Genomic DNA, 18,917 nt, shown 5'->3' with positions numbered 1-18,917 from the left:
AGGCCCTCAGAACGACTTCAGCATCCTGCCCAGCAACTCCATCGCCTGCTCGCTGCGGGCGTCCCATGGATGGCCGTGATTCAGCCGCGCGCAGTTGCGAAAGCGCTGGGTCGCCGAAAAGATCGGCCCTGGCGCCAGGCTGATGCCCTGGGCCAGCGCCAGTTGCAGCAGCTGCAGCGAATCCACCTGCTCGGGAAATTCGAACCACAGAAAGTAGCCGCCGCTGGGCCGGGTGACTCGCGTGCTCGCTGGGAAATGGCGGGCCGCGGAGGCGAGCATCGCGCCCTGCTGCATCTCCAGCGCATGGCGCAGCTTGCGCAAGTGACGGTCGTAGCCGCCGTGCTGCAGGTAATCGGCAATGGCGGCCTGCGCCGGCACGGAAGGGGAAATGGTGGTCATCAGCTTGAGCCGGGCGATCTGCTCGGCATAGCGACCGCCGGCAACCCAGCCGACCCGGTAGCCGGGCGCGAGACTCTTGGAGAACGAGCCGCAGTGCATCACCAGACCTTCGCGGTCATGGCTCTTCACCGGCTTGGGCGGCTCGCGGGTGAAGTACAGTTCGGCGTAGACGTCGTCCTCGATCAACGGCACCTGGTGGCGCTGCAACAGCTCATAGAGCTGCTGCTTCTTCGCCTCGCCCATGCTCGCGCCCAGCGGGTTCTGCAGGCTGCTCATGAACCAGCAGGCCTTGATCGGCAAGTGCGCGAGGCGGTAGGCGAGGATGTCGAGGTCGATGCCTTCGCGCGGGTGCACCGGAATCTCCACCGCCTTGAGCTTGAGCCGTTCCAGTACCTGCAGCGTGGCGTAAAACGCTGGCGCCTCGATGGCCACCAGGTCGCCCGGTTCGGTCACCACCTGCAGGCAGAGGTTCAGAGCCTCCATCGCACCGGTGGTGATCACCAGTTCGTCCATCGGCAGCATCACACCGCTGACCATGTAGCGCAGGGCGATCTGCCGGCGCAGGTCCGGGTTGCCGGCGGTCATCTCGGCAATCACCTCGCGTGCCGGCATGTCGCGCACGCTCTGTGCCATCGAGCGCGCCAGGCGCTGCAGGGGAAACAGCTCGGGACTGGGAAAGGCAGAACCGAAGGGCACCGTGGCCGGGTCGCGCAGCGAGGCGAGCACCGAGAACACCAGCTCGCTGACGCCGACATCGGTGGTTTCCGCCGGGCGCAGGCTGATGTCCGGTTCGTGCAACGGGCGCTTGGCATGTTCGCGGACGAAATAGCCCGAACGCGCCCGCGCCTGGATCAGCCCGCGGTCTTCCAGCAGGTAGTAGGCCTGGAACACGGTGGACGGGCTGACGCCGTAGGTGCGGCTGGCGTGGCGCACCGAGGGCACCTTTTCTCCCGGCGCGAGCACGCCACTGCGGATCAGTTCGGCAATCTCGTCGGCGAATTTCTCGTAACGCTTCATCGTGTCCGGGCCGTGGCGGTTGGGCATGGCCAGTCTACTGGCGTAGCGCCGCGATGGGGGCGACGAAGGTGCTCGGTGTGCTCACCCGACTGTCCGGCTCGGCCAGGTCGCTGACCTGGAAACGCAGCTCATGGCTGGAACCATCGGTGTTGGCGAGCAGCGCCACGCTGACCGGCAGATCGGCGATCTCGCCCGGTGCCAGGCTGATCTCGCGCGGGCCCTGCAGCTCGAAGGGGCCGCCGTCCAATGCCAGCGCGTAGCGGCGCGGCTGCTGCGTCTTGTTGATCAGCTTGAGGCGGTACATGTTTTCGATCTGCCCCTGCATGTTCTCGCGGTACAGGGTGCGGTCGCGGGTGACGTCCAGCTGCAGCTGCGGCCGCGCGTCCAGTGCCCAGATGAAGGCGGCGATCATCGCCGTCATCGCCACGGCATATCCGATCAGGCGCGGCCGCAAGAGGCGGGTAGCGCCGCCTTTGAGCGCGCGCTCGGAGGTGTAGCGCAGCAGGCCGCGGTCGTAGCCCATCCGGTCCATGACGCTGTCGCAGACGTCGATGCAGGCACCGCAGCTGATGCAGTCCAGCTGCAGGCCGTCGCGGATGTCGATGCCGGTGGGGCAGACCTGCACGCACAGCGTGCAGTCGACGCAGTCACCGAGGCCCTGCGCGCGCGGGTCGCTGCCCTTGCGTCGCGCGCCGCGGTTCTCGCCACGGGCTGTGTCGTAGGAGACGAGTAGGGTATCGGCGTCGAACATCACGCTCTGGAAGCGCGAGTAGGGGCACATGTGCAGGCACACCTGTTCGCGCAGCCAGCCGGCGTTGATGTAGGTCGCAGCAGTGAAGAACAGCAGCCAGAAACCGGTGGTCGCGCCGAGCTCGAAGCGGGCGAGGTCGCCCACCAGTTCGCGTACCGGGGTGAAATAGCCGACGAAGGCCAGCGCGGTGGCCAGGCTGATGGCCAGCCACAGCGTGTGCTTGGCGGCACGGCGCAGCAGCTTGGCGGGCGACCAGGGCGCGGCGTCGAGCTTGATGCGCTGCAGGCGATCACCCTCGGTGATCTTTTCCACCCACATGAACATCCACGTCCAGGTGCTCTGCGGGCAGGCGTAGCCGCACCAGATGCGCCCGGCCAGCACGGTGATGAAGAACAGGCCGAACGCGGCGATGATCAGAATCGCCGAGAGCAGGATGAAATCCTGCGGCCAGAAGGTGGCGCCGAAGATATGGAACTGCTGCCGGTCCAGATCCCACAGCACCGCCTGGCGCCCGTTCCAGTTCAGCCAGACGGTGCCGAAGTAGAGCAGCATCAGCAGCGCGCCGCCCAACAGGCGCAGGTTGCGGAACCGGCCGCTGAAACTGCGCGTATGAATGGGCCCGCCGCTCTGCGCGGGCGTCAGGCGGATCGGTTGGCTGGGATCAACGGTTTCGATGATCTGCGAGGGTATGCGGTCGGTCATTAGGCTTCGCCCCATAGGCATTTCAGGCGAAGCGGATGATCCCTGCCAGTGGTGCTGCATAACAGACTCAGATGAAAGCCAAAATACAGATCAGATGAGCATCGGTTGCCTGCCCTGCAACGTCTTCGGACAATGGGTTGACCTGTATCAGTGGAACGTTTCGGGATCGGCTGATCTGCTTTTTTAGTGCCAATCTGCATCTGTTGCGCCGCTGCCAACACAGCCATAGTCGAAACCTTTTGCCACGCACTGAGGAGCTGTCGTCATGATTTCTGACCTGCCGCCAATGGAGCACCGCCGATGATTCTCAAGGGCCTGACCTGGCTGGTGCTGCTGCAACTGTTCGGCAACCTGATCAATCTGGTGCTGCTGCCGGCATTGCCTGGGCCGATCATCGGCATGCTGTTGCTGTTCGGCCTCCTGTTGCTGCGCCGCAGCATTCCCGAGTCGCTGGAGAAGACCGCGGCGCTGCTGCTGCAGTACCTGCCGCTGCTGCTCATCGTGCCTGCCGCCGGAATCATGACCAGCGGCGCCGCGCTGCTGGATGACCTGCCTGCCATCGCCGCCGGGCTGGTGCTGTCGTTGCTGATCACCGTGCCGTTCTGCGGCTGGCTGATGCAGCGACTGATTCGCCGGCTCGACCTCAAGCGGGAGGATCAGGCATGACGGTTCTCGACTGGCGCACGGCCTGGGCGGCCGTCGTGGTGCATCCGCTGTTCGCCGTGGCGCTGACGCTGATCGCTTTCCAACTCGCGCTGATGCTCTATCGGCGTAGCGGCTGGTTGGTTCTGCAGCCGGTGATGATCGGCATGCTGCTGGTAGTCGGCACGCTCACCCTGGTGGATTTGGACTACGCGCGCTACCGCGAGGGTGCCTCGTTGATCGCCATGTTGCTGGGGCCTGCAACCGTGGCGCTGGCGGTGCCGCTGCATCGTCACCTCAAGCGGATTCAGCAATTGTTCTGGCCGATCGTCATTACCCTGGCGGTCGGCGGCGTGCTCAGCGTGGTGCTGACGCTGGCGATCGCCTGGGCGCTGGGCGCGCAGCTGCCGGTGCTGATGAGCCTGGCGCCGAAGTCGGCGACCATGCCGATCGCCATGCTGGTGGCCGAGCAGCTCGGCGGGCTGGCCTCGCTGGCGGCGGTGTTCGTCATGCTCACCGGCGTTATCGGCACCGCGTTGGGGCCGCTGTTGTTGCGCTGGGCCGGTGTCGAGCATCCCGCCGCGCGGGGCCTCAGCTATGGCATCAACGCGCATGCCATCGGTACGGCGAGGGCGTTGGAAGAGGGTGACGAATGCGGCGCTTTCGCCGCGCTGGGCATGAGTCTGCTGGGCATCCTGATCGCGCTGCTGCTGCCCTTTGCCCTGGGCTGATGCGCGGCGCTGCCGAAAGTAGGTGAACCGGACGGATTCCGGGCCCTTCAGCCTTCACGCACCACTGGCTAGCACCCCGTCAGCCCGGTTAGAGTAGGCGGCGGTCGCTTGACCGTGCACAGGGTGCAAACATGAAATTGCGGATGTTCCAGGTCGATGCCTTCACTGCCGAGCGCTTCAGGGGCAATCCCGCGGCAGTGATACCCCTGCAAACCTGGCTGTCGGACGAGCTGATGCAAGCCATCGCCGCCGAAAACAACCTTTCTGAAACGGCCTTTTTCGTACGCGAAGCGGACGGGGCGTTTCACATCCGCTGGTTTTCGCCACTGACTGAAATCGACTTCTGCGGCCATGCCACGCTGGCCAGCGCCTTTGTGCTGCTGGAAACGGGCCTGGCTCAGGCACCGCTGACCTTCCGCGCCGCCGCTGTGGGCGACCTGGCGGTGCAGCGACGGGCTGATGGCATGCTGGAAATGAGCTTCCCCAACCGCGCGCCGGAACCAGTTGCCGAACCGCCGGCGGCATTGTTGCAGGGGCTTGGGTGCGAGCCGGAAGCGGTTCTGCGCAGCTCGCAGGCGTGGTTCGCCGTCTACCGTGACGAGCGCGAGGTCAGGGCGCTGGCTCCCGATCTGGATGCGCTGCGTACGCTGGCCCCACTGGACGTGGTGGTGACCGCCGCAGGTAGCGAGCAGGATTTCGTCTCCCGCTACTTCTGGCCAGCCAACGGCGGCGACGAGGACCCGGTTACCGGCTCCATCCATGCCGGGCTCGCGCCTTACTGGGCCGAGCGGCTTGGGCGTAACGAGCTGGTGGCGCTGCAGGCGTCGAAACGTAGCGGCATCCTGCACTGCCGGGTCGAAGCGGATCGTGTGATGGTGGCCGGGCAGGCCGTGCTTTATCTCGACGGCACCATCGAACTTTAAAAATAGTTTTTAACCCATTGCGAACGGACTTCATGGCCGGCGCGATGGGTGTGCCTGTGTGTGGCTGATCGGTTCAACGAATGGGGTTGCGGAACGTGATGATGAAAAGGCTGTTGCCGTTTGTCCTGCTTGCCAGCGCGATGGGCTCGTTCCCCTGCGCGGCACAGCCCGCGTTGCCGCTGGATGACCGGCAGGCGCTGATCGAAACCCTGCTCGAGCGCATGACCCTGGCGGAGAAGATCGGCCAGTTGCGCCTGATCAGCATCGGTGGCGACATGCCCCGGGAGCGGATCGCCGAGGAAATCGCCGCTGGACGCATCGGCGCCACCTTCAATTCGGTCACCCGCGCCGACAACCGACCCATGCAGGATGCGGCGCTGCGCAGCCGCCTGGGCGTTCCTATCTTTTTCGCCTACGACGTCATTCACGGCCACCGAACCATCTTCCCGATCAGCCTGGCGCTGGCTTCGAGCTGGGACCTCGAGGCCATCGCCCTTAGCGGTCGCGTGTCGGCCATCGAGGCCAGCGCCGACGGCCTGGACCTGACATTTGCACCGATGGTCGACATCACCCGTGATCCGCGCTGGGGCCGGACCTCCGAAGGCTTCGGCGAAGATCCCTACCTGGTCTCGCAGATCGCCGGCACGCTGGTGCGTGTCTATCAGGGTGAGCGCCTGAGCGCCGCGGACAGCGTGATGGCCAGCGTCAAGCACTTCGCCCTGTATGGCGCGGTGGAAGGGGGCCGCGACTACAACGTGGTCGACATGAGCCCGCAGCGTATGCATCAGGATTATCTGCCGCCATACCGTGCCGCGGTGGACGCCGGGGCAGGCGGCGTGATGATCGCGCTGAACACCGTCAACGGCATGCCGGCCAGCGCCAACCGCTGGCTGTTGCGCGACCTGCTGCGCGACGACTGGGGCTTCCGTGGGCTGAACATCAGCGACCACGGCGCCATCGACGAACTGCTGCGCCACGGCGTGGCCCGCGACGGACGCGAGGCTGCGCGCCTGGCGATCGAGGCGGGGATCGATCTGAGCATGCACGACTCGCTCTATCTGCAGGAGCTGCCGGGGCTGGTCGAGCGTGGCGAGGTGCCGGTCGGACTGATCGATCAGGCGGTGGGTCGCGTGCTCGGTGCCAAGTACGACCTCGGTTTGTTCCATGATCCGTACCTGCGCATTGGCAAGGCGGTGGACGACCCCGTCGAGGTCAATGCCGAAAGCCGCCTGCATCGCCAGGCGGCAAGGCAAGTGGCGCGCGACTCGCTGGTCCTGCTGGAGAACCGTCAGCAGACGCTGCCTCTGCGCAAGGACGCGACCATCGCGCTGGTCGGCCCGCTGGCCGATTCCCACGTTGACATGCTCGGCAGCTGGTCGGCGGCCGGTGTGGCGGCACAGACGGTGACGCTGCGTCAGGGCCTCGAGGCAGCAGTGGGCGATTCCGGCCGGGTCATTCATGCCCGTGGCGCGAACGTCACCGACGATCCGCGACTGATCGAGTACCTGAACTTTCTCAACTGGGATCGCCCGGAAGTGACGCAGGACCCGCGCCCGCCGCAGGCGATGATCGACGAGGCCGTGCGTGCGGCGCGCGAGGCTGACGTGATCGTAGCGGCGGTGGGCGAGTCACGCGGCATGTCCCACGAATCCTCCAGCCGTACCAGCCTTACGCTGCCGGCCAGCCAGCAGGCACTGCTCGAAGCGCTGGCTGCCACCGGCAAACCGCTGGTGGTGGTTTTGATGAATGGCCGGCCGCTGCAACTGGGCTGGGTCAAGGACAACGCGGATGCGGTGCTGGAAACCTGGTTCGCCGGCACCGAGGGCGGGCACGCGATTGCCGAGGTGCTGCTCGGTGTGCACAACCCGTCCGGCAAACTGCCGATCTCCTTTCCGCGCTCGGTTGGCCAGATTCCGACCTACTACAACCACCCGCGACTCGGCCGACCCTACGTCGAGGGTCGCCCCGGCAACTACACCTCGCAGTATTTCGAAGAACCCAACGGTGCGCTGTACCCGTTCGGTTATGGCCTGAGCTACACCGAGTTCGAGCTGGCGAAGCCGCAGCTTTCACGACATCAGCTGAAACGCGGCCAGATTCTGGAGGTCAGCGTAACGGTAAAGAACACTGGCGCACGCGCCGGCGCGACGGTAGTGCAGCTGTACCTGCAGGATCTGGTCGGCTCCAGCGTGCGCCCCGTCAAGGAACTCAAACGCTTCGAAAAGCTCATGTTAGAGCCGGGCGAGTCGCGGGTAGTGCGCTTTGACCTGGGCGAGGACGATCTGAAGTTTCCCGACGCGCGACTCGACTACGTGGCCGAGCCTGGCGAGTTCGAAGTCCAGTTGGGGCTCGACTCGCGGTCGGTGCAAAGCGCGCGATTCGAGTTGTTGTAAGACTTTTTCTGTATGGCGATTTGCATCCAGCCCACGGCCGCTGCCGCGCTTCAGAGCAACGCGGCGGGACACGCGGGTTGTAGGCGATCAGAACACAGCGAAGCAGAGCGAACTCTGCACAAACGTGTAATTCGGAGGCGGTGTGTTACGCATTTTTCAATGGAACACGGGGAATCAGCCGGCACGCATGCTGGCCGGTCTGGCGGGTGGCCTGTGCATGCTGATGGCCGGCAGTGCGCTGGCGTTCAGCCTCGACGATGTGGCCAAGCGGGCTCAGGAGCTGGCTGCCAGCGGTTACGAGGAGCCGGTGAGCAACCTGCCCGACGAATTCCGCAAGATGGCATTCGCCGACTACCAGCGCGTGCGCTTCAACCCGGAGCATGCTTACTGGAAGGACGTCGAAACCCCGTTCCATCTGCAGTTCTATCATCAGGGCATGCACTTCGACACGCCGGTGCGCATCAATGAAATCACCGCGACGAAAGTGCGCGAGATTCGCTACGACCCGTCTATGTTCGAGTTCGGCGGCGTCGACATTGATCCGGCCGCGCTGGAGGGGCTGGGCTTCGCCGGCTTCAAGGTGCTCTATCCGCTGAACAGGAAGGACAAGCAGGACGAGGTGATGACCCTGCTCGGCGCCAGCTACTTCCGCATCATCGGCAAGGGCCAGTGGTACGGGCTCTCCGCGCGCGGGCTGGCGGTCGACACGGCACTGCCAGTGGGCGAGGAGTTCCCGCGGTTCCGCGAATTCTGGGTCGAGCGGCCGCAGGCTGATCGGCGCAACCTGGTGATCTACGCGCTGCTCGATTCGCCGCGCGCCACCGGCGCCTATCGCATGGTGCTGACGCCGGGCAAGGACAGCACGCTGGACGTGCAGGCCAAGGTGTTTCTCCGCGAGCAGGTCGGCAAGCTTGGGATTGCGCCGCTTACCAGCATGTTCCTGTTCGGCGCCAACCAGCCGAGCAATGTCACCAACTTCCGTCCGCAACTGCATGACTCCGAGGGTCTGGCGATTCATGCCGGCAGTGGCGAATGGATCTGGCGCCCGCTGAACAATCCGAAGCGGCTGGCCGTAAGTGCGTTCAGCGTGGAGAACCCGCGCGGCTTCGGGCTGATGCAGCGCACTCGCGATTTCGGCCGTTACGAAGACCTGGACGACCGCTACGAGCTGCGCCCGAGCGGCTGGGTGGAAACCCGCGGCGACTGGGGCAAGGGCCACGTTGAGCTGATCGAGATCCCGACGCCTGACGAGACCAATGACAACATCGTCGCCTTCTGGTCCCCGGAAAAGCAGCCGGAGCCCGGCCAGTCGCTGGATCTGGAATACCGCCTGCACTTTTCCATGGACGAACCGAGCCTGCACGATCCTGAGCTGGCGTGGGTGCAGCAGACCCGTATCTCCACCGGCGACGTCAAGCAGGCCAACCTGATCCGCCAGCCTGACGGCAGCACGGCGCTGGTCGTGGACTTCGTCGGGCCGGTGCTGGAGAAGCTCGCCGAGGATGCGCCGGTCAGCACGCGCGTCAGCGTCGATGACAATGCCGAGCTGGTGGAAAACAACCTGCGCTACAACACCGTCACCAAGGGCTGGCGCCTGACGCTGCGCGTGAAGGTGCGCGACCCGGCGCGCCCGGTCGAGATGCGTGCGGCGCTGGTCGATGGCGACAAGACCCTTTCCGAAACCTGGACCTACCAGATTCCTCCCCATGAATGAGCAGCATGCAGTGAATGGTCTGACGCAAAGCTATTGCGACGGCCTGGCATTGAACGAAACCGAGGACCCGGCCAGATACCGGCAGGCGGCCGAGCGGGGCGGCCTGTTCGCGCTGCATGATGAACTGTCTGCCGAGACCAGCGCGCAGCGCAGCCCGTCGCGGCGTCTGCTCGACTCGGTGGTCGCGCGACTGCGGCTTGGCTGGGGCGATCTGTTCGACCGCGCCGGCGTGATCGCCGAGGACCACCAGGGCCGCGCGTATGTGCAGTCGACCCCGCCGATCGTGCGCACACGCATGGTGCCGGAGCCCTGGCATACCAATATTCTGCGCCGCGGTTGGCGCCGGATGCTGGGCCGCACGCCGCCGCGGCGTCACTTCGAGCCCAGTCCGCAGCCGCTCGACGAGGCGCGCTGGCGCCGGGTCGCGGCGCTGCGCCGTGCGGCACTGCTGGTGCTGATGCTCGGCCAGACCGCCTTTGCCACCTGGCAGATGAAGGCGGTGCTGCCTTACCAGGGCTGGTTCCTGGTCGACATGCAGGAAGTGTTCGTCCAGCCGCTGTCCGAATCAGCTCGGCAGATCCTTCCCTATGTGGTGCAGACGAGCATCCTGCTGCTCTTCGCACTGCTGTTCTGCTGGGTCTCGGTGGGCTTCTGGACCGCGCTGATGGGCTTCTTCCAGCTGCTGCGCGGCAAGGACCGTTACAGCATCTCGGCCAGCAGCCCCGGCACCGAACCGATACCGGCCGAGGCGCGTACGGCGCTGGTGATGCCGATTGCCAACGAGGACGTGCCGCGTGTGTTCGCCGGCCTGCGCGCGACTTACGAGTCGCTCAAGGCAACCGGTGAACTCGAGCATTTCGACATCTTCGTGCTCAGCGACAGCAACGACCCCGACACCTGTGTTGCCGAGCAGAAGGCCTGGGTCGAGTTGTGCCGTGCGGTGGATGGCTTCGGTCACATCTTCTACCGTCGCCGCCGGCGCCGCGTGAAGCGCAAGAGCGGCAACATCGACGACTTCTGCCGTCGCTGGGGCAGCAGCTACCGCTACATGGTGGTGCTGGACGCCGACAGCGTGATGAGCGGCGAATGCCTGGCCAGCCTGGTGCGACTGATGGAGGCCAACCCCAACGCCGGCATCATCCAGACTGCGCCCAAGGCGTCGGGCATGGACACGCTCTATGCGCGCCTGCAGCAGTTCGCCACGCGCGTCTACGGTCCGCTGTTTACCGCCGGGCTCAACTTCTGGCAGCTGGGTGAATCGCATTACTGGGGCCACAACGCGATCATTCGCGTGAAGCCGTTCATCGAGCACTGCGCGTTGGCGCCGTTGCCCGGCACCGGCTCGTTCGCCGGGGCGATCCTCTCCCACGACTTCGTCGAAGCCGCGCTGATGCGCCGCGCCGGCTGGGGCGTGTGGATCGCCTACGACCTGCCGGGCAGTTACGAGGAGCTGCCGCCGAACCTGCTCGACGAACTCAAGCGTGATCGTCGCTGGTGCCACGGCAACCTGATGAACTTCCGCCTGTTCATGGTGCGCGGAGTACACACGGTGCATCGCATGGTGTTCCTCACCGGGGTGATGTCCTACCTGTCGGCGCCGCTGTGGTTTCTCTTCCTGCTGCTGTCCACCGGGCTGCTGGCGATCCATACGCTGATGGAGCCGGAGTACTTCCTGCAGCCGAACCAGCTTTACCCGCTGTGGCCGCGCTGGCACCCGCAGGAAGCCATCGCGCTGTTCTCGGCGACCATGACACTGCTGTTTCTGCCCAAGCTGCTCAGCGTGCTGCTGGTCTGCATCCAGGGGGCTGAAGCCTATGGCGGGCGGCTGCGGGTGCTGCTGTCGATGCTGATCGAAACGCTGTTCTCGGTGCTGCTGGCGCCGGTGCGCATGCTCTTCCACAGCGTGTTCGTCACTGCGGCCTTCCTCGGCTGGTCGGTGCAGTGGAACTCTCCGCAGCGCGGCGATAACGCAACCCCTTGGGGTGAGGCCCTGCGCCGGCATGGCTCGCAGATCGTCATCGGTGTGCTCTGGACGGCACTGGTCGCCTGGTTGGATGCAGCATTTCTCTGGTGGCTGGCGCCGATCGTGGTGTCGCTGATCCTGTCGGCGCCGGTATCGGTGATCACCAGCCGTACGGGTCTCGGCCTGGCCGCGCGGCGCAGCAAGCTGTTCCTGATCCCGGAGGAATACGCACCGCCCACCGAGCTGGCCAATACCGACCTGTACCAGCAGCAGAACCAGGCGGTTGCCTTGCGCCATGGCTTCCTCGTGGCGGTGGTCGATCCGCTGTACAACGCGCTGGTCTGTGCCATGGCGCGCGCCCGGCATGCCAGGGTGGTCAGCGGCGCCGAGCGTTTGCGCGAGCAGCGCCTCGGTCAGGTGCTGGCGGTCGGCCCGGACGGCGCGGATGCCGAGGCGGCGCGCTGGCGCCTGCTGAACGATCCGGATGGCATGGCGCTGTTGCACCGTCACGCCTGGGAAGATCCGGCCGGGGCAGTCTGGTTGGCGCGCTATCGGGAGCAGTATCCCCACGGTGTGGCGCGCCCGGACCTCGCCAGCGAGGCCTGATTCGCGCGACTTTCTGGCGGCCCGCAGGGGGCGTCAGAGAGGCTGGTCAGTCGTCTCGCGTCAGTACTTCGAGCAGCTCGATCTCGAAGTGCAGATCCGAATTGGGCGGAATATGCGCGCCGAACTGGCGCTCGCCATAGCCCAGCTGCGCCGGCACGAACAGCCGGCGCTTGCCGCCGACCCGCATGCCCATCAGCCCGATGTCCCAACCCTTGATCACCCGACCGGTGCCGATCACGCACTGGAAGGGTTTGCCGCGCTCGTAGGAGCTGTCGAACAGCGTGCCGTCGCTCAGCGTGCCGCGGTATTGGGTGGTGATCAGCGCACCCTTGACCACCGCTTTGCCATCGCCGAGCTGAATGTCTTCGACCAGCAATTCATCGTTCATTCATGCGCTTCCTGAAAGCTGAAAGAGGGGAGCGCTTTGTGGCAGGTAAATGCGCTACGGGCAAGAGACTGGTCGCTACGCCAGATTGTCGAAGCCAGTTCGTCTGCATACGTATCTAGTTAATCGATGCTTATTGGCTGAAAATTGCAAACAATATTGATCTGATTGAATGGATCATCTCCCTCATTGGCCGGGTTCGTCCCGGTGCCCCGATCTGTGGAGAGCGAGATGATCGAACTACGTCCATATGCCCGGCTTGGCCATGCGCAGCACGGCTGGCTGAACGCGCGCCACCACTTTTCCTTTGCTGGTTATCACGACGTCGAGCGCATGCGCTGGGGCCGCCTGCGCGTATGGAACGACGACAGCATCGCGCCGCAATCGGGCTTCGAACCGCACTCGCACCGGGACATGGAAATCATCACCTACGTCCGCCGGGGCGCCATCACCCATGAAGACAGCCTCGGCAACCGCGGCCGTACCGTCGCTGGCGATGTGCAGGTGATGAGCGCCGGCACCGGGATCGTGCACAGCGAGTACAACCTGGAGGATGTGGAAACGCGCATTTTCCAGATATGGATTCACCCGCAGCAGACCGGACTGCCGCCGGCCTGGGGCACTCGCCAGTTCCCCACCGGCGAGCGCGCCGGCGCCTTCGTCACGCTCGCCAGTGGCCTGTCCGGCGATGACGAGGCGCTGCCGATTCGTGCTGAAGCCAGGCTGGCAGCGGCTACGCTTGCAGCAGGGCAGAGCGCCGACTACGAAATTGCTGCCGGGCACCGGGTGTATCTGGTGCCGGCCAGCGGCCAGATCGAGATCAACGGACTTGCGGTCGCCGCCGGCGATGGCGTGGCCGTGCGTGATGAGACACGGCTGAGCATCAGGGCCGTGGCAGACAGCGAAGTTGTCCTGGTCGAGTCGCTCTGACGCCTGCTGTCGGAACGACCCGTCTGGCGCGTTATCCCATCCACCACTTAATTCAGACTCACCCACCGAAAGAGGAAAGCAAGATGGCGAAGATTCTCGTGCTCTATCACTCCATGTACGGCCATATCGAAACGATGGCCAATGCCGTCGCCGAAGGCGCGCGCTGCGTGCCGGGCGTGGAAGTGACGATCAAGCGCGTGCCGGAAACCATGCCGGAAGACGCCTTCCGCAACGCCGGCGGCAAGGTCGATCAGCCAGCCGATATCGCCGATCCGAACGAGCTGCCGGACTACGACGGAATCATCTTTGGCACCCCGACCCGCTTCGGCAACATGTCCGGACAGATGCGCAACTTCCTCGACCGCACCGGCGGCCTTTGGGCCAAGGGCGCGCTGCACGGCAAGGTCGCCAGCGTGTTCGCCTCGACCGGCACCGGCGGCGGTCAGGAGATGACCATCACCTCGACCTGGACCACCCTGGCGCACCACGGCATGGTCATCGTGCCGACCGGTTATGGCATCAGCGAGTTCTTCGACATCTCCGAAACCAACGGTGGCACGCCCTATGGCGCCTCGACCATCGCGGGCGGCGACGGCTCGCGTCAGCCATCGGAGAAGGAACTGGCCATCGCGCGCTTCCAGGGCGAGCATGTGGCGAAGATCACCAGCAAGCTCGCCGGCTGATCACCCGGCCGGACGGCGTCCGCCGTCCGGCATCCCGTCAGGCCTCCAGCAGCAGGCCGTACATCAGTTCATCGACATAGCCATCCTCGCCGGCGCGCTTGTAGGCCGCCCGCTGCGTTCCCTCGTGCACGAAGCCGAAGCGCTGGTAGAAGGCGATCGCCCGCGGATTGTCGGCCTCCACGCTGAGCTCCACGCGGCGGATGCCGCTGGCGGCCAGCCGGTCGAGGGCGTCCTGCATCATCCGTCGGGCCAGTCCGCTGCCCTTGGCCTGCGGTGCGACCGCCAGCGTGCCCAGGTAGGCGACATGAGCCGCGCGACCGAGGTGCCGCTGCACCTTGTAGAAGCCCTGTACCTGCCCATGCTCCTCGAACACGTAGAAGCTGCCGCTTTCGAACAGCGGCTCGAACACCTTGCCGAAAGCTTCGCGTGGCATGGGGTCGAAACCGAGGTAGGGCACCACATCCGGGTGCATGTAGATGTCGTAGACCCGTTGCTGGTCGGCAGGTATCGCGAGGCGGCGCATGGACAGTTCCCGTGGGGCGGTGGCTGCAGCATAGCGGCTGAACCTGCGACGGGGCGATGTCTGGCGTAGGGCGATTCGCGAGAGCGTGCGAAGCGCTGCGCTGCGTCAGCCGCGCGTGGGCCAATGGGGTGATAATGCGCGGCGCCTGCCATCCATTTCAGCCGAGGACAACGCCCCGTGGTGCTATTCGAGATCGTTCCGCGCAGCCCCGAAACCTACCGTCGCGAGACCCGCCGCAGCACGCTGATCGTCGCGGCCACCTTCGCCATTCTGGCCATGGGCCTGTCGGGCCTGGCGGTCGCGCTGTTCGGCGAGCCGGGCGGCGACAACCTGCGGCTGAACATTGGCGGGGTCGTCGCGGGGCTGGCACTGACCGTCGCGCTGGTGCGGCTGCTGTACTGGCAACAGCCGTGGATGGCTTCGGCGGCCTATGGCTGGCGGCTCAAGCGCAGTCTGATGCGGGTGACCAACATGATGCATCAGGTCAGGGCCGGCGTGAGCGCGGGCGATCCCGCGGCAATCAAGCTGCTGCGCTTCTATCACCTTGGGCTGACGCAGATGCACCAGCTCGATGGCAATCTCACCGGGCTCAGTGATTCGGTCGCCGAAATCGACCGTCACCGCGAGGCGATGGAGGCGCTGGGCATGGACATCGAACAGAACCGGCTCGAGTCCGAGTGGCTCGAACGGGTCGGCAGGATCGAGGCGAAACGCTGAGCCAGGTGTGCGTCAGTGCTGGTGACGACTGCCGTCGGAATGCCGATGCACCTTCGCATCTGTCTCGCCCTGCTCGGAAGCGCCGTGGTGATCGCCGGTCTGGCTGGAATGCTGGCCGCTGTGATCATGCATGTCCGTTTCGCCGCCGCCGTGCTGGTGGCCGTCGCTGGAGGCCACCAGCGCCTGGTATTCCATGGGAGTGAGTGACGGCAGCTGCTCGACAAAGGCGACCAGCGACCAGATGTAGTGGTCCTCCATGAATCGGCCCCACGCCGGCATGCCGGTGGACTTGAGCCCATGCTTGATGACCCAGAAGGTCGCGGCCGGGTCGCCGTCGCGGGTGGCTTCGGCCAGCGCTGGTGGGGCGGGGTAGAGGCCCTGGCTCAGCTCGGTTGGCGCGACGCCCGGCGCCAGGTGACAACCGACGCACATCGCCGCGTAGTTGCCCGCGCCGGAGCGCATCTGTTCCGCCGAGCCCAGCGGCGGCACCTCGATGTCCCGGGCGCGCACGGCTACGGCGCGTTCGCGGGCCGTCTCCAGCACGGCATGCAGCGGTGCGCTGTGCGGGTCGTCAGCGCCGACGTCGATGATGCCGGAGTACAGCACCAGCGCCGCGCCGGTCACCACCGCCAGGGCACTCAGCGCCAGCGTCGCCAGGACTGTTCTCATGCCGTACCCCTCAGAACCAGAAGCGGATGCCGGCCACCAGGCGGGTGTCGCTGACATCCTCGCCTTCGGCACGCAGCAGGTCGGCGGTGTTGCCGTAGGCACGGTTCCAGGTCACGCCGATATAAGGCGCGAACTGGCGGCTGATCTCGTAGCGCAGGCGCAGCCCTAGACTGGCGTCGCTGAACCCTGCGCCGACGCCGCGCGCCTCGTCGTTGCGCCCGTGCAGGTTGAGCTCGGCAGTGGGCTGCAGCACCCAGCGCTGGGTCAGCAGGATGTCGTACTCGGCCTCCAGACGCAGTGCGCTCTGGCCGCCTTCGCCGATGAAGGCGGTCGCCTCGGTTTCCAGGCCGAACAACGGCATGCCCTGCACGCCGAAGGCCGCCCAGGTCTGCGGCGAGCCGGGTTTGAAGTCCTGGCGCACGCCGGCGACGGTTTCCCACCAGGGACCGATGGCGTGGCTCCACAGCAGCTGCAGTTCCGCTTCCTCGGTGTGGCCATTGGTACGCTCACCCTCCGAGCGGAACGCCAGACGGTCGATGTCGCCACCGACCCAACCGGAAATGTCCCAGGCCAGCGCGCTGCCCTCGTCGGCGTCCTGCCACTCCAGCTGGTCGGCGAGAAACAGGAAATTCGTCCCGCCCTGGTGCATGTGATGGGCCGGCAGGCTGGGGAACGCCGCGGCGCGATCCGCATCGCTGATGGCTGGGATGGGCGTGCGCGGCTCCTGTCCCGGCGGGTGCGCCATCGAGCCGTGGTCCATGTGGCCGTGATCGGTTCGCCCATGATCCCTGTGCTCGTGCGCTGCCGGCGCAGCGTGGCCGGCATGGCTGGAGTGGTCCATGTTCTGCTGCGCCTGGCTCGCCGCCGTGACCAGACTCAGCGCGACGGCGACGGGGAGCGGCTTAATGCGCATGCGGATTGCCCTGCTCGGCGTCCTTGGGCATGTCCTTGTCCACCGATCCGCCGCCCATGCCGCCATGATCCATGTGGCCGTTGCCCATATGCTGCTCGTGCATGTCCTTCATCTTGTCGTGGTCCATGCCCTGCATCATGCCGCCCTGTTGCGTCTTGGGCTGCGTGGTCTGCGGGGTGGCCTGTTCGGCCGGGTCGTTCTCGGCATGATGACCGTCATGTTCGCTCTGCTGCGCCTGGACCGCGTTGAGGCCGAGGGAGGCGGTCAGGCCGAGGGCGAGCAGGGTGGTGTGCTTGAGGGTTTTCATAGGCTTCTCCGTCATTCCTCTACGCGGACTTCACGGAACATTCCGAGGTCCATGTGCATCAGCATGTGGCAGTGGTAGGCCCAGCGGCCGAGGGCGTCTGCTGTGACGCGGTAGCTGCGTTTCGAGCCCGGCGGCATGTCGATGGTGTGCTTGCGCACCAGGAAGTCGCCGTGTTCGTCCTCCAGGTCGCTCCACAGCCCGTGCAGGTGAATGGGGTGGTGCATCATGGTGTCGTTGACCAGAACGAAGCGCACCCGCTCGCCGTACCGGAGGCGGATCGGCTCGGCGTCGGCGAAGGGAATACCGTCGAACGACCAGGAGAAGCGCTCCATGTGGCCGGTCAGGTGCAGTTCGATGGTGCGGCCCGGTTCGCGGCCATCCGGGTCGGCGAAGGCGCTGCGCAAGTCGGCATAGGTCAGCACGCGCCGGCCGTTGGCGCGCAGGCCGATGCCCGGGTCATCCAGCTTGGCCACCGGCATCATGGTCTGCATGTCCACCAGAGGGTTGTTGGTCTCGCTGGCCGGATGTGCCTGCATCCCGCTGCCATCCGAGCCGTGATCCATCGCGCCATGGTCGCCGTGTCCGGCATGGGCGTCATGGCCCTGCGCGGGCGTTGCGGCAGCCTGGCCATGGGCGGCGTGATCGCCATGACCCATGTCGTCCATGGTCAGTTCGGGGCGCGGATCGGGGTTGGGCACCGGGGCCTGCAGGCCTTCGCGCACGGCCAGCGTGCCGCGGGCGTAGCCGCTGCGGTCCATGGCCTGGGCGAAGAGGGTGTAGGCGTGCTGGCTGCCGTCCGGCTCGACGATCACGTCATAGGTTTCCGCCACCGCGAGGCGAATCTCGTCGACCGTTACCGGCTCGATGTTCTGCCCGTCCGCGGCGACCACGGTGAGCTTGAGGCCGGGAATACGGAAGTCGAAGTAGCTCATCGCCGAGCCGTTGATCAGGCGCAGGCGGATGCGCTCGCCCGACCGGAACAGCCCGGTCCAGTTGGCATCCGGGGCCTGGCCGTTGAGCAGGTAGGTGTAGGTCGCGCCGCTGACGTCGGCGAGATCGGTGGGCGACATGTTCATCTTCGCCCAGGCCCAGCGGTCGCTGAAGGTCTTGCGCCAGCCTTGGTCGGCGACATCGTTGATGAAGTCGCCGACGGTGCGGCGGCCCTGGTTGTAGTAGTCGGCCTGCTTCTTCAGCTTGGCCAGCACGCGCGCCGGGCTCTCGTCGGTCCAGTCGGAGAGGAACACCACATAGTCTCGCTCGTAGGCGAACGGCTCCGGCTCCTCGGGATCGATGATCAGCGGGCCGTAGACGCCGAGCTGCTCCTGGAAGCCCGAGTGGCTGTGATACCAGTAGGTCCCGCTCTGCTTGACCTTGAAGCGGTACTCGTACATGCCGTCCGGCGCGATGCCGGCGAAGCTGAAGCCGGGCACGCCGTCCATGTTGGCCGGCAGCAGGATGCCGTGCCAGTGGATCGAGGTCTCCTGCGGCAGGCGGTTGCGCACGCGCAGGGTCACGGTGTCACCCTCGCGCCAGCGCAGCAGCGGGCCGGGAATGCTGCCATTGATGGCCATGGCGGTGCGCCGGCGGCCGGTGAAGTCGACGCTCATGGAGTCGATGGTCAGGTCGAATTGGCTGCCGCTGAGTACCGTCGGCTGGCCGGGGCTGGTCAGCGCCCAGACGGGCTGGCGCCACAGCCCGAGTCCGGCGAAGGCGCCGCCGGCGGCGAGGCTTTTGACGAAGGTGCGCCGAGAGCTGGTCGAGTGCATGCTGGTCCTGTTCATGTGCGATGTGGCTGCGCTGGACAAACAGTCGCAGCAGTCCTGTCGCTCACCATAGCGCGGCGCATCTGACGACAAGCTGAGCCGAACATTACGGTTCTGTCAGCTTGCTGGCCGGGAGGCTTTTGACGGCAGCTTGACAGGGTAAGCGAGCGGGCCGTTTGGTCTGTC

17 protein-coding genes are annotated in these 18,917 nt (G+C 65.8%); 9 read left to right on the top strand and 8 right to left on the bottom strand.

All coding sequences use genetic code 11. From position 1 onward, the window contains the following. Nucleotides 1-6 precede the first annotated feature (6 nt). Together mapR and ccoG are read right to left on the bottom strand one after the other, a co-directional pair. Nucleotides 7-1,416, bottom strand: coding sequence for a GntR family transcriptional regulator MpaR (mapR, locus tag VF716_RS02035; RefSeq protein ID WP_095460555.1), 1,410 nt, complete (start codon nt 1,414-1,416; stop codon nt 7-9). A 34-nt stretch (nt 1,417-1,450) separates the two neighbouring features. Beyond that, nucleotides 1,451-2,869, bottom strand: a complete 1,419-nt coding sequence (gene ccoG, locus VF716_RS02030) for a cytochrome c oxidase accessory protein CcoG (RefSeq protein ID WP_095460462.1) — start codon at nt 2,867-2,869, stop codon at nt 1,451-1,453. Between the two features lie 300 nt (nt 2,870-3,169). Here ccoG and VF716_RS02025 point away from each other — a divergent pair, with 300 nt between their 5' ends. From VF716_RS02025 to mdoH, 6 genes are all read left to right on the top strand, one after another. After that, complete coding sequence (locus VF716_RS02025; RefSeq protein WP_023446782.1) at nt 3,170-3,535, top strand: CidA/LrgA family protein; 366 nt, start codon at nt 3,170-3,172, stop codon at nt 3,533-3,535. Then, nucleotides 3,532-4,242: an LrgB family protein gene (locus VF716_RS02020; RefSeq protein WP_014820967.1), complete on the top strand. Its 711-nt coding sequence runs from the start codon at nt 3,532-3,534 to the stop codon at nt 4,240-4,242. Before VF716_RS02025 ends, VF716_RS02020 begins: the two co-directional genes overlap by 4 nt. Before the next feature lie 143 nt (nt 4,243-4,385). Then, nucleotides 4,386-5,165 (top strand): PhzF family phenazine biosynthesis protein, encoded by a 780-nt coding sequence (locus VF716_RS02015; protein WP_095460461.1) that lies wholly within the window; start codon nt 4,386-4,388, stop codon nt 5,163-5,165. Between the two features lie 101 nt (nt 5,166-5,266). Continuing rightward, complete coding sequence (bglX, locus tag VF716_RS02010) at nt 5,267-7,558, top strand: beta-glucosidase BglX (RefSeq protein ID WP_095460460.1); 2,292 nt, start codon at nt 5,267-5,269, stop codon at nt 7,556-7,558. A gap of 187 nt (nt 7,559-7,745) precedes the next feature. Beyond that, a complete protein-coding gene (locus VF716_RS02005; protein ID WP_095460459.1) occupies nt 7,746-9,272 on the top strand; it encodes a glucan biosynthesis protein G in 1,527 nt (508 codons plus the stop codon). After that, complete coding sequence (mdoH, locus tag VF716_RS02000) at nt 9,265-11,841, top strand: glucans biosynthesis glucosyltransferase MdoH (protein WP_348834700.1); 2,577 nt, start codon at nt 9,265-9,267, stop codon at nt 11,839-11,841. Before VF716_RS02005 ends, mdoH begins: the two co-directional genes overlap by 8 nt. Before the next feature lie 46 nt (nt 11,842-11,887). Here the strand turns inward: mdoH and VF716_RS01995 are convergent, their stop codons facing one another. Next, complete coding sequence (locus VF716_RS01995; RefSeq protein ID WP_348834699.1) at nt 11,888-12,229, bottom strand: FKBP-type peptidyl-prolyl cis-trans isomerase; 342 nt, start codon at nt 12,227-12,229, stop codon at nt 11,888-11,890. Between the two features lie 228 nt (nt 12,230-12,457). Here VF716_RS01995 and VF716_RS01990 point away from each other — a divergent pair, with 228 nt between their 5' ends. Then, nucleotides 12,458-13,156, top strand: a complete 699-nt coding sequence (locus VF716_RS01990; RefSeq protein WP_348834698.1) for a pirin family protein — start codon at nt 12,458-12,460, stop codon at nt 13,154-13,156. A gap of 83 nt (nt 13,157-13,239) precedes the next feature. Next, nucleotides 13,240-13,839 carry an NAD(P)H:quinone oxidoreductase gene (gene wrbA, locus VF716_RS01985; protein ID WP_348834697.1) on the top strand — a complete coding sequence of 200 codons (600 nt, stop codon included), beginning with the start codon at nt 13,240-13,242 and terminating at the stop codon, nt 13,837-13,839. Nucleotides 13,840-13,876: 37 nt separating this feature from the next. Here the strand turns inward: wrbA and VF716_RS01980 are convergent, their stop codons facing one another. Beyond that, on the bottom strand, nt 13,877-14,362 hold the full coding sequence (locus tag VF716_RS01980; RefSeq protein WP_011913827.1) for a GNAT family N-acetyltransferase: 486 nt from the start codon (nt 14,360-14,362) through the stop codon (nt 13,877-13,879). Between the two features lie 177 nt (nt 14,363-14,539). Here VF716_RS01980 and VF716_RS01975 point away from each other — a divergent pair, with 177 nt between their 5' ends. Continuing rightward, nucleotides 14,540-15,079: a DUF3087 domain-containing protein gene (locus tag VF716_RS01975; protein ID WP_011913826.1), complete on the top strand. Its 540-nt coding sequence runs from the start codon at nt 14,540-14,542 to the stop codon at nt 15,077-15,079. Nucleotides 15,080-15,091: 12 nt separating this feature from the next. Here the strand turns inward: VF716_RS01975 and VF716_RS01970 are convergent, their stop codons facing one another. Genes VF716_RS01970 through VF716_RS01955 form a run of 4 tightly spaced genes read right to left on the bottom strand, consistent with a single transcriptional unit; the run spans nt 15,092 to nt 18,734 of the window. Next, complete coding sequence (locus tag VF716_RS01970) at nt 15,092-15,748, bottom strand: c-type cytochrome (protein ID WP_011913825.1); 657 nt, start codon at nt 15,746-15,748, stop codon at nt 15,092-15,094. A gap of 10 nt (nt 15,749-15,758) precedes the next feature. Then, the gene (locus tag VF716_RS01965; RefSeq protein WP_014597161.1) at nt 15,759-16,661 is read right to left on the bottom strand and encodes a copper resistance protein B; all 903 of its coding nucleotides are present in this window, start codon (nt 16,659-16,661) and stop codon (nt 15,759-15,761) included. Beyond that, complete coding sequence (locus VF716_RS01960) at nt 16,651-16,968, bottom strand: hypothetical protein (RefSeq protein WP_049325559.1); 318 nt, start codon at nt 16,966-16,968, stop codon at nt 16,651-16,653. Before VF716_RS01960 ends, VF716_RS01965 begins: the two co-directional genes overlap by 11 nt. An 11-nt stretch (nt 16,969-16,979) precedes the next feature. Continuing rightward, entirely contained in the window at nt 16,980-18,734 is a 1,755-nt protein-coding gene (locus VF716_RS01955) for a copper resistance system multicopper oxidase (RefSeq protein WP_125850126.1), read from the bottom strand. Between the last annotated feature and the right edge of the window lie 183 nt (nt 18,735-18,917).

The organism is Stutzerimonas sp. Brlt_14, assembly GCF_051948915.1.
Classification (GTDB): domain Bacteria; phylum Pseudomonadota; class Gammaproteobacteria; order Pseudomonadales; family Pseudomonadaceae; genus Stutzerimonas; species Stutzerimonas stutzeri.
Note: the sequence above shows the minus strand (reverse complement) of the source record. Positions and strands in the feature narration are given on the sequence as shown.

Excerpts from the sequence above, each read along its gene's own strand:
- mapR (WP_095460555.1), bottom strand. The coding sequence starts at position 1,416 with ATGAAGCGTTACGAGAAATTCGCCGACGAGATTGCCGAACTGATCCGC.
- ccoG (WP_095460462.1), bottom strand. The coding sequence starts at position 2,869 with ATGACCGACCGCATACCCTCGCAGATCATCGAAACCGTTGATCCCAGC.
- VF716_RS02025 (WP_023446782.1), top strand. The coding sequence starts at position 3,170 with ATGATTCTCAAGGGCCTGACCTGGCTGGTGCTGCTGCAACTGTTCGGC.
- VF716_RS02020 (WP_014820967.1), top strand. The coding sequence starts at position 3,532 with ATGACGGTTCTCGACTGGCGCACGGCCTGGGCGGCCGTCGTGGTGCAT.
- VF716_RS02015 (WP_095460461.1), top strand. The coding sequence starts at position 4,386 with ATGTTCCAGGTCGATGCCTTCACTGCCGAGCGCTTCAGGGGCAATCCC.
- bglX (WP_095460460.1), top strand. The coding sequence starts at position 5,267 with ATGAAAAGGCTGTTGCCGTTTGTCCTGCTTGCCAGCGCGATGGGCTCG.
- VF716_RS02005 (WP_095460459.1), top strand. The coding sequence starts at position 7,746 with ATGCTGGCCGGTCTGGCGGGTGGCCTGTGCATGCTGATGGCCGGCAGT.
- mdoH (WP_348834700.1), top strand. The coding sequence starts at position 9,265 with ATGAATGAGCAGCATGCAGTGAATGGTCTGACGCAAAGCTATTGCGAC.
- VF716_RS01995 (WP_348834699.1), bottom strand. The coding sequence starts at position 12,229 with ATGAACGATGAATTGCTGGTCGAAGACATTCAGCTCGGCGATGGCAAA.
- VF716_RS01990 (WP_348834698.1), top strand. The coding sequence starts at position 12,458 with ATGATCGAACTACGTCCATATGCCCGGCTTGGCCATGCGCAGCACGGC.
- wrbA (WP_348834697.1), top strand. The coding sequence starts at position 13,240 with ATGGCGAAGATTCTCGTGCTCTATCACTCCATGTACGGCCATATCGAA.
- VF716_RS01980 (WP_011913827.1), bottom strand. The coding sequence starts at position 14,362 with ATGCGCCGCCTCGCGATACCTGCCGACCAGCAACGGGTCTACGACATC.
- VF716_RS01970 (WP_011913825.1), bottom strand. The coding sequence starts at position 15,748 with ATGAGAACAGTCCTGGCGACGCTGGCGCTGAGTGCCCTGGCGGTGGTG.
- VF716_RS01965 (WP_014597161.1), bottom strand. The coding sequence starts at position 16,661 with ATGCGCATTAAGCCGCTCCCCGTCGCCGTCGCGCTGAGTCTGGTCACG.
- VF716_RS01960 (WP_049325559.1), bottom strand. The coding sequence starts at position 16,968 with ATGAAAACCCTCAAGCACACCACCCTGCTCGCCCTCGGCCTGACCGCC.
- VF716_RS01955 (WP_125850126.1), bottom strand. The coding sequence starts at position 18,734 with ATGCACTCGACCAGCTCTCGGCGCACCTTCGTCAAAAGCCTCGCCGCC.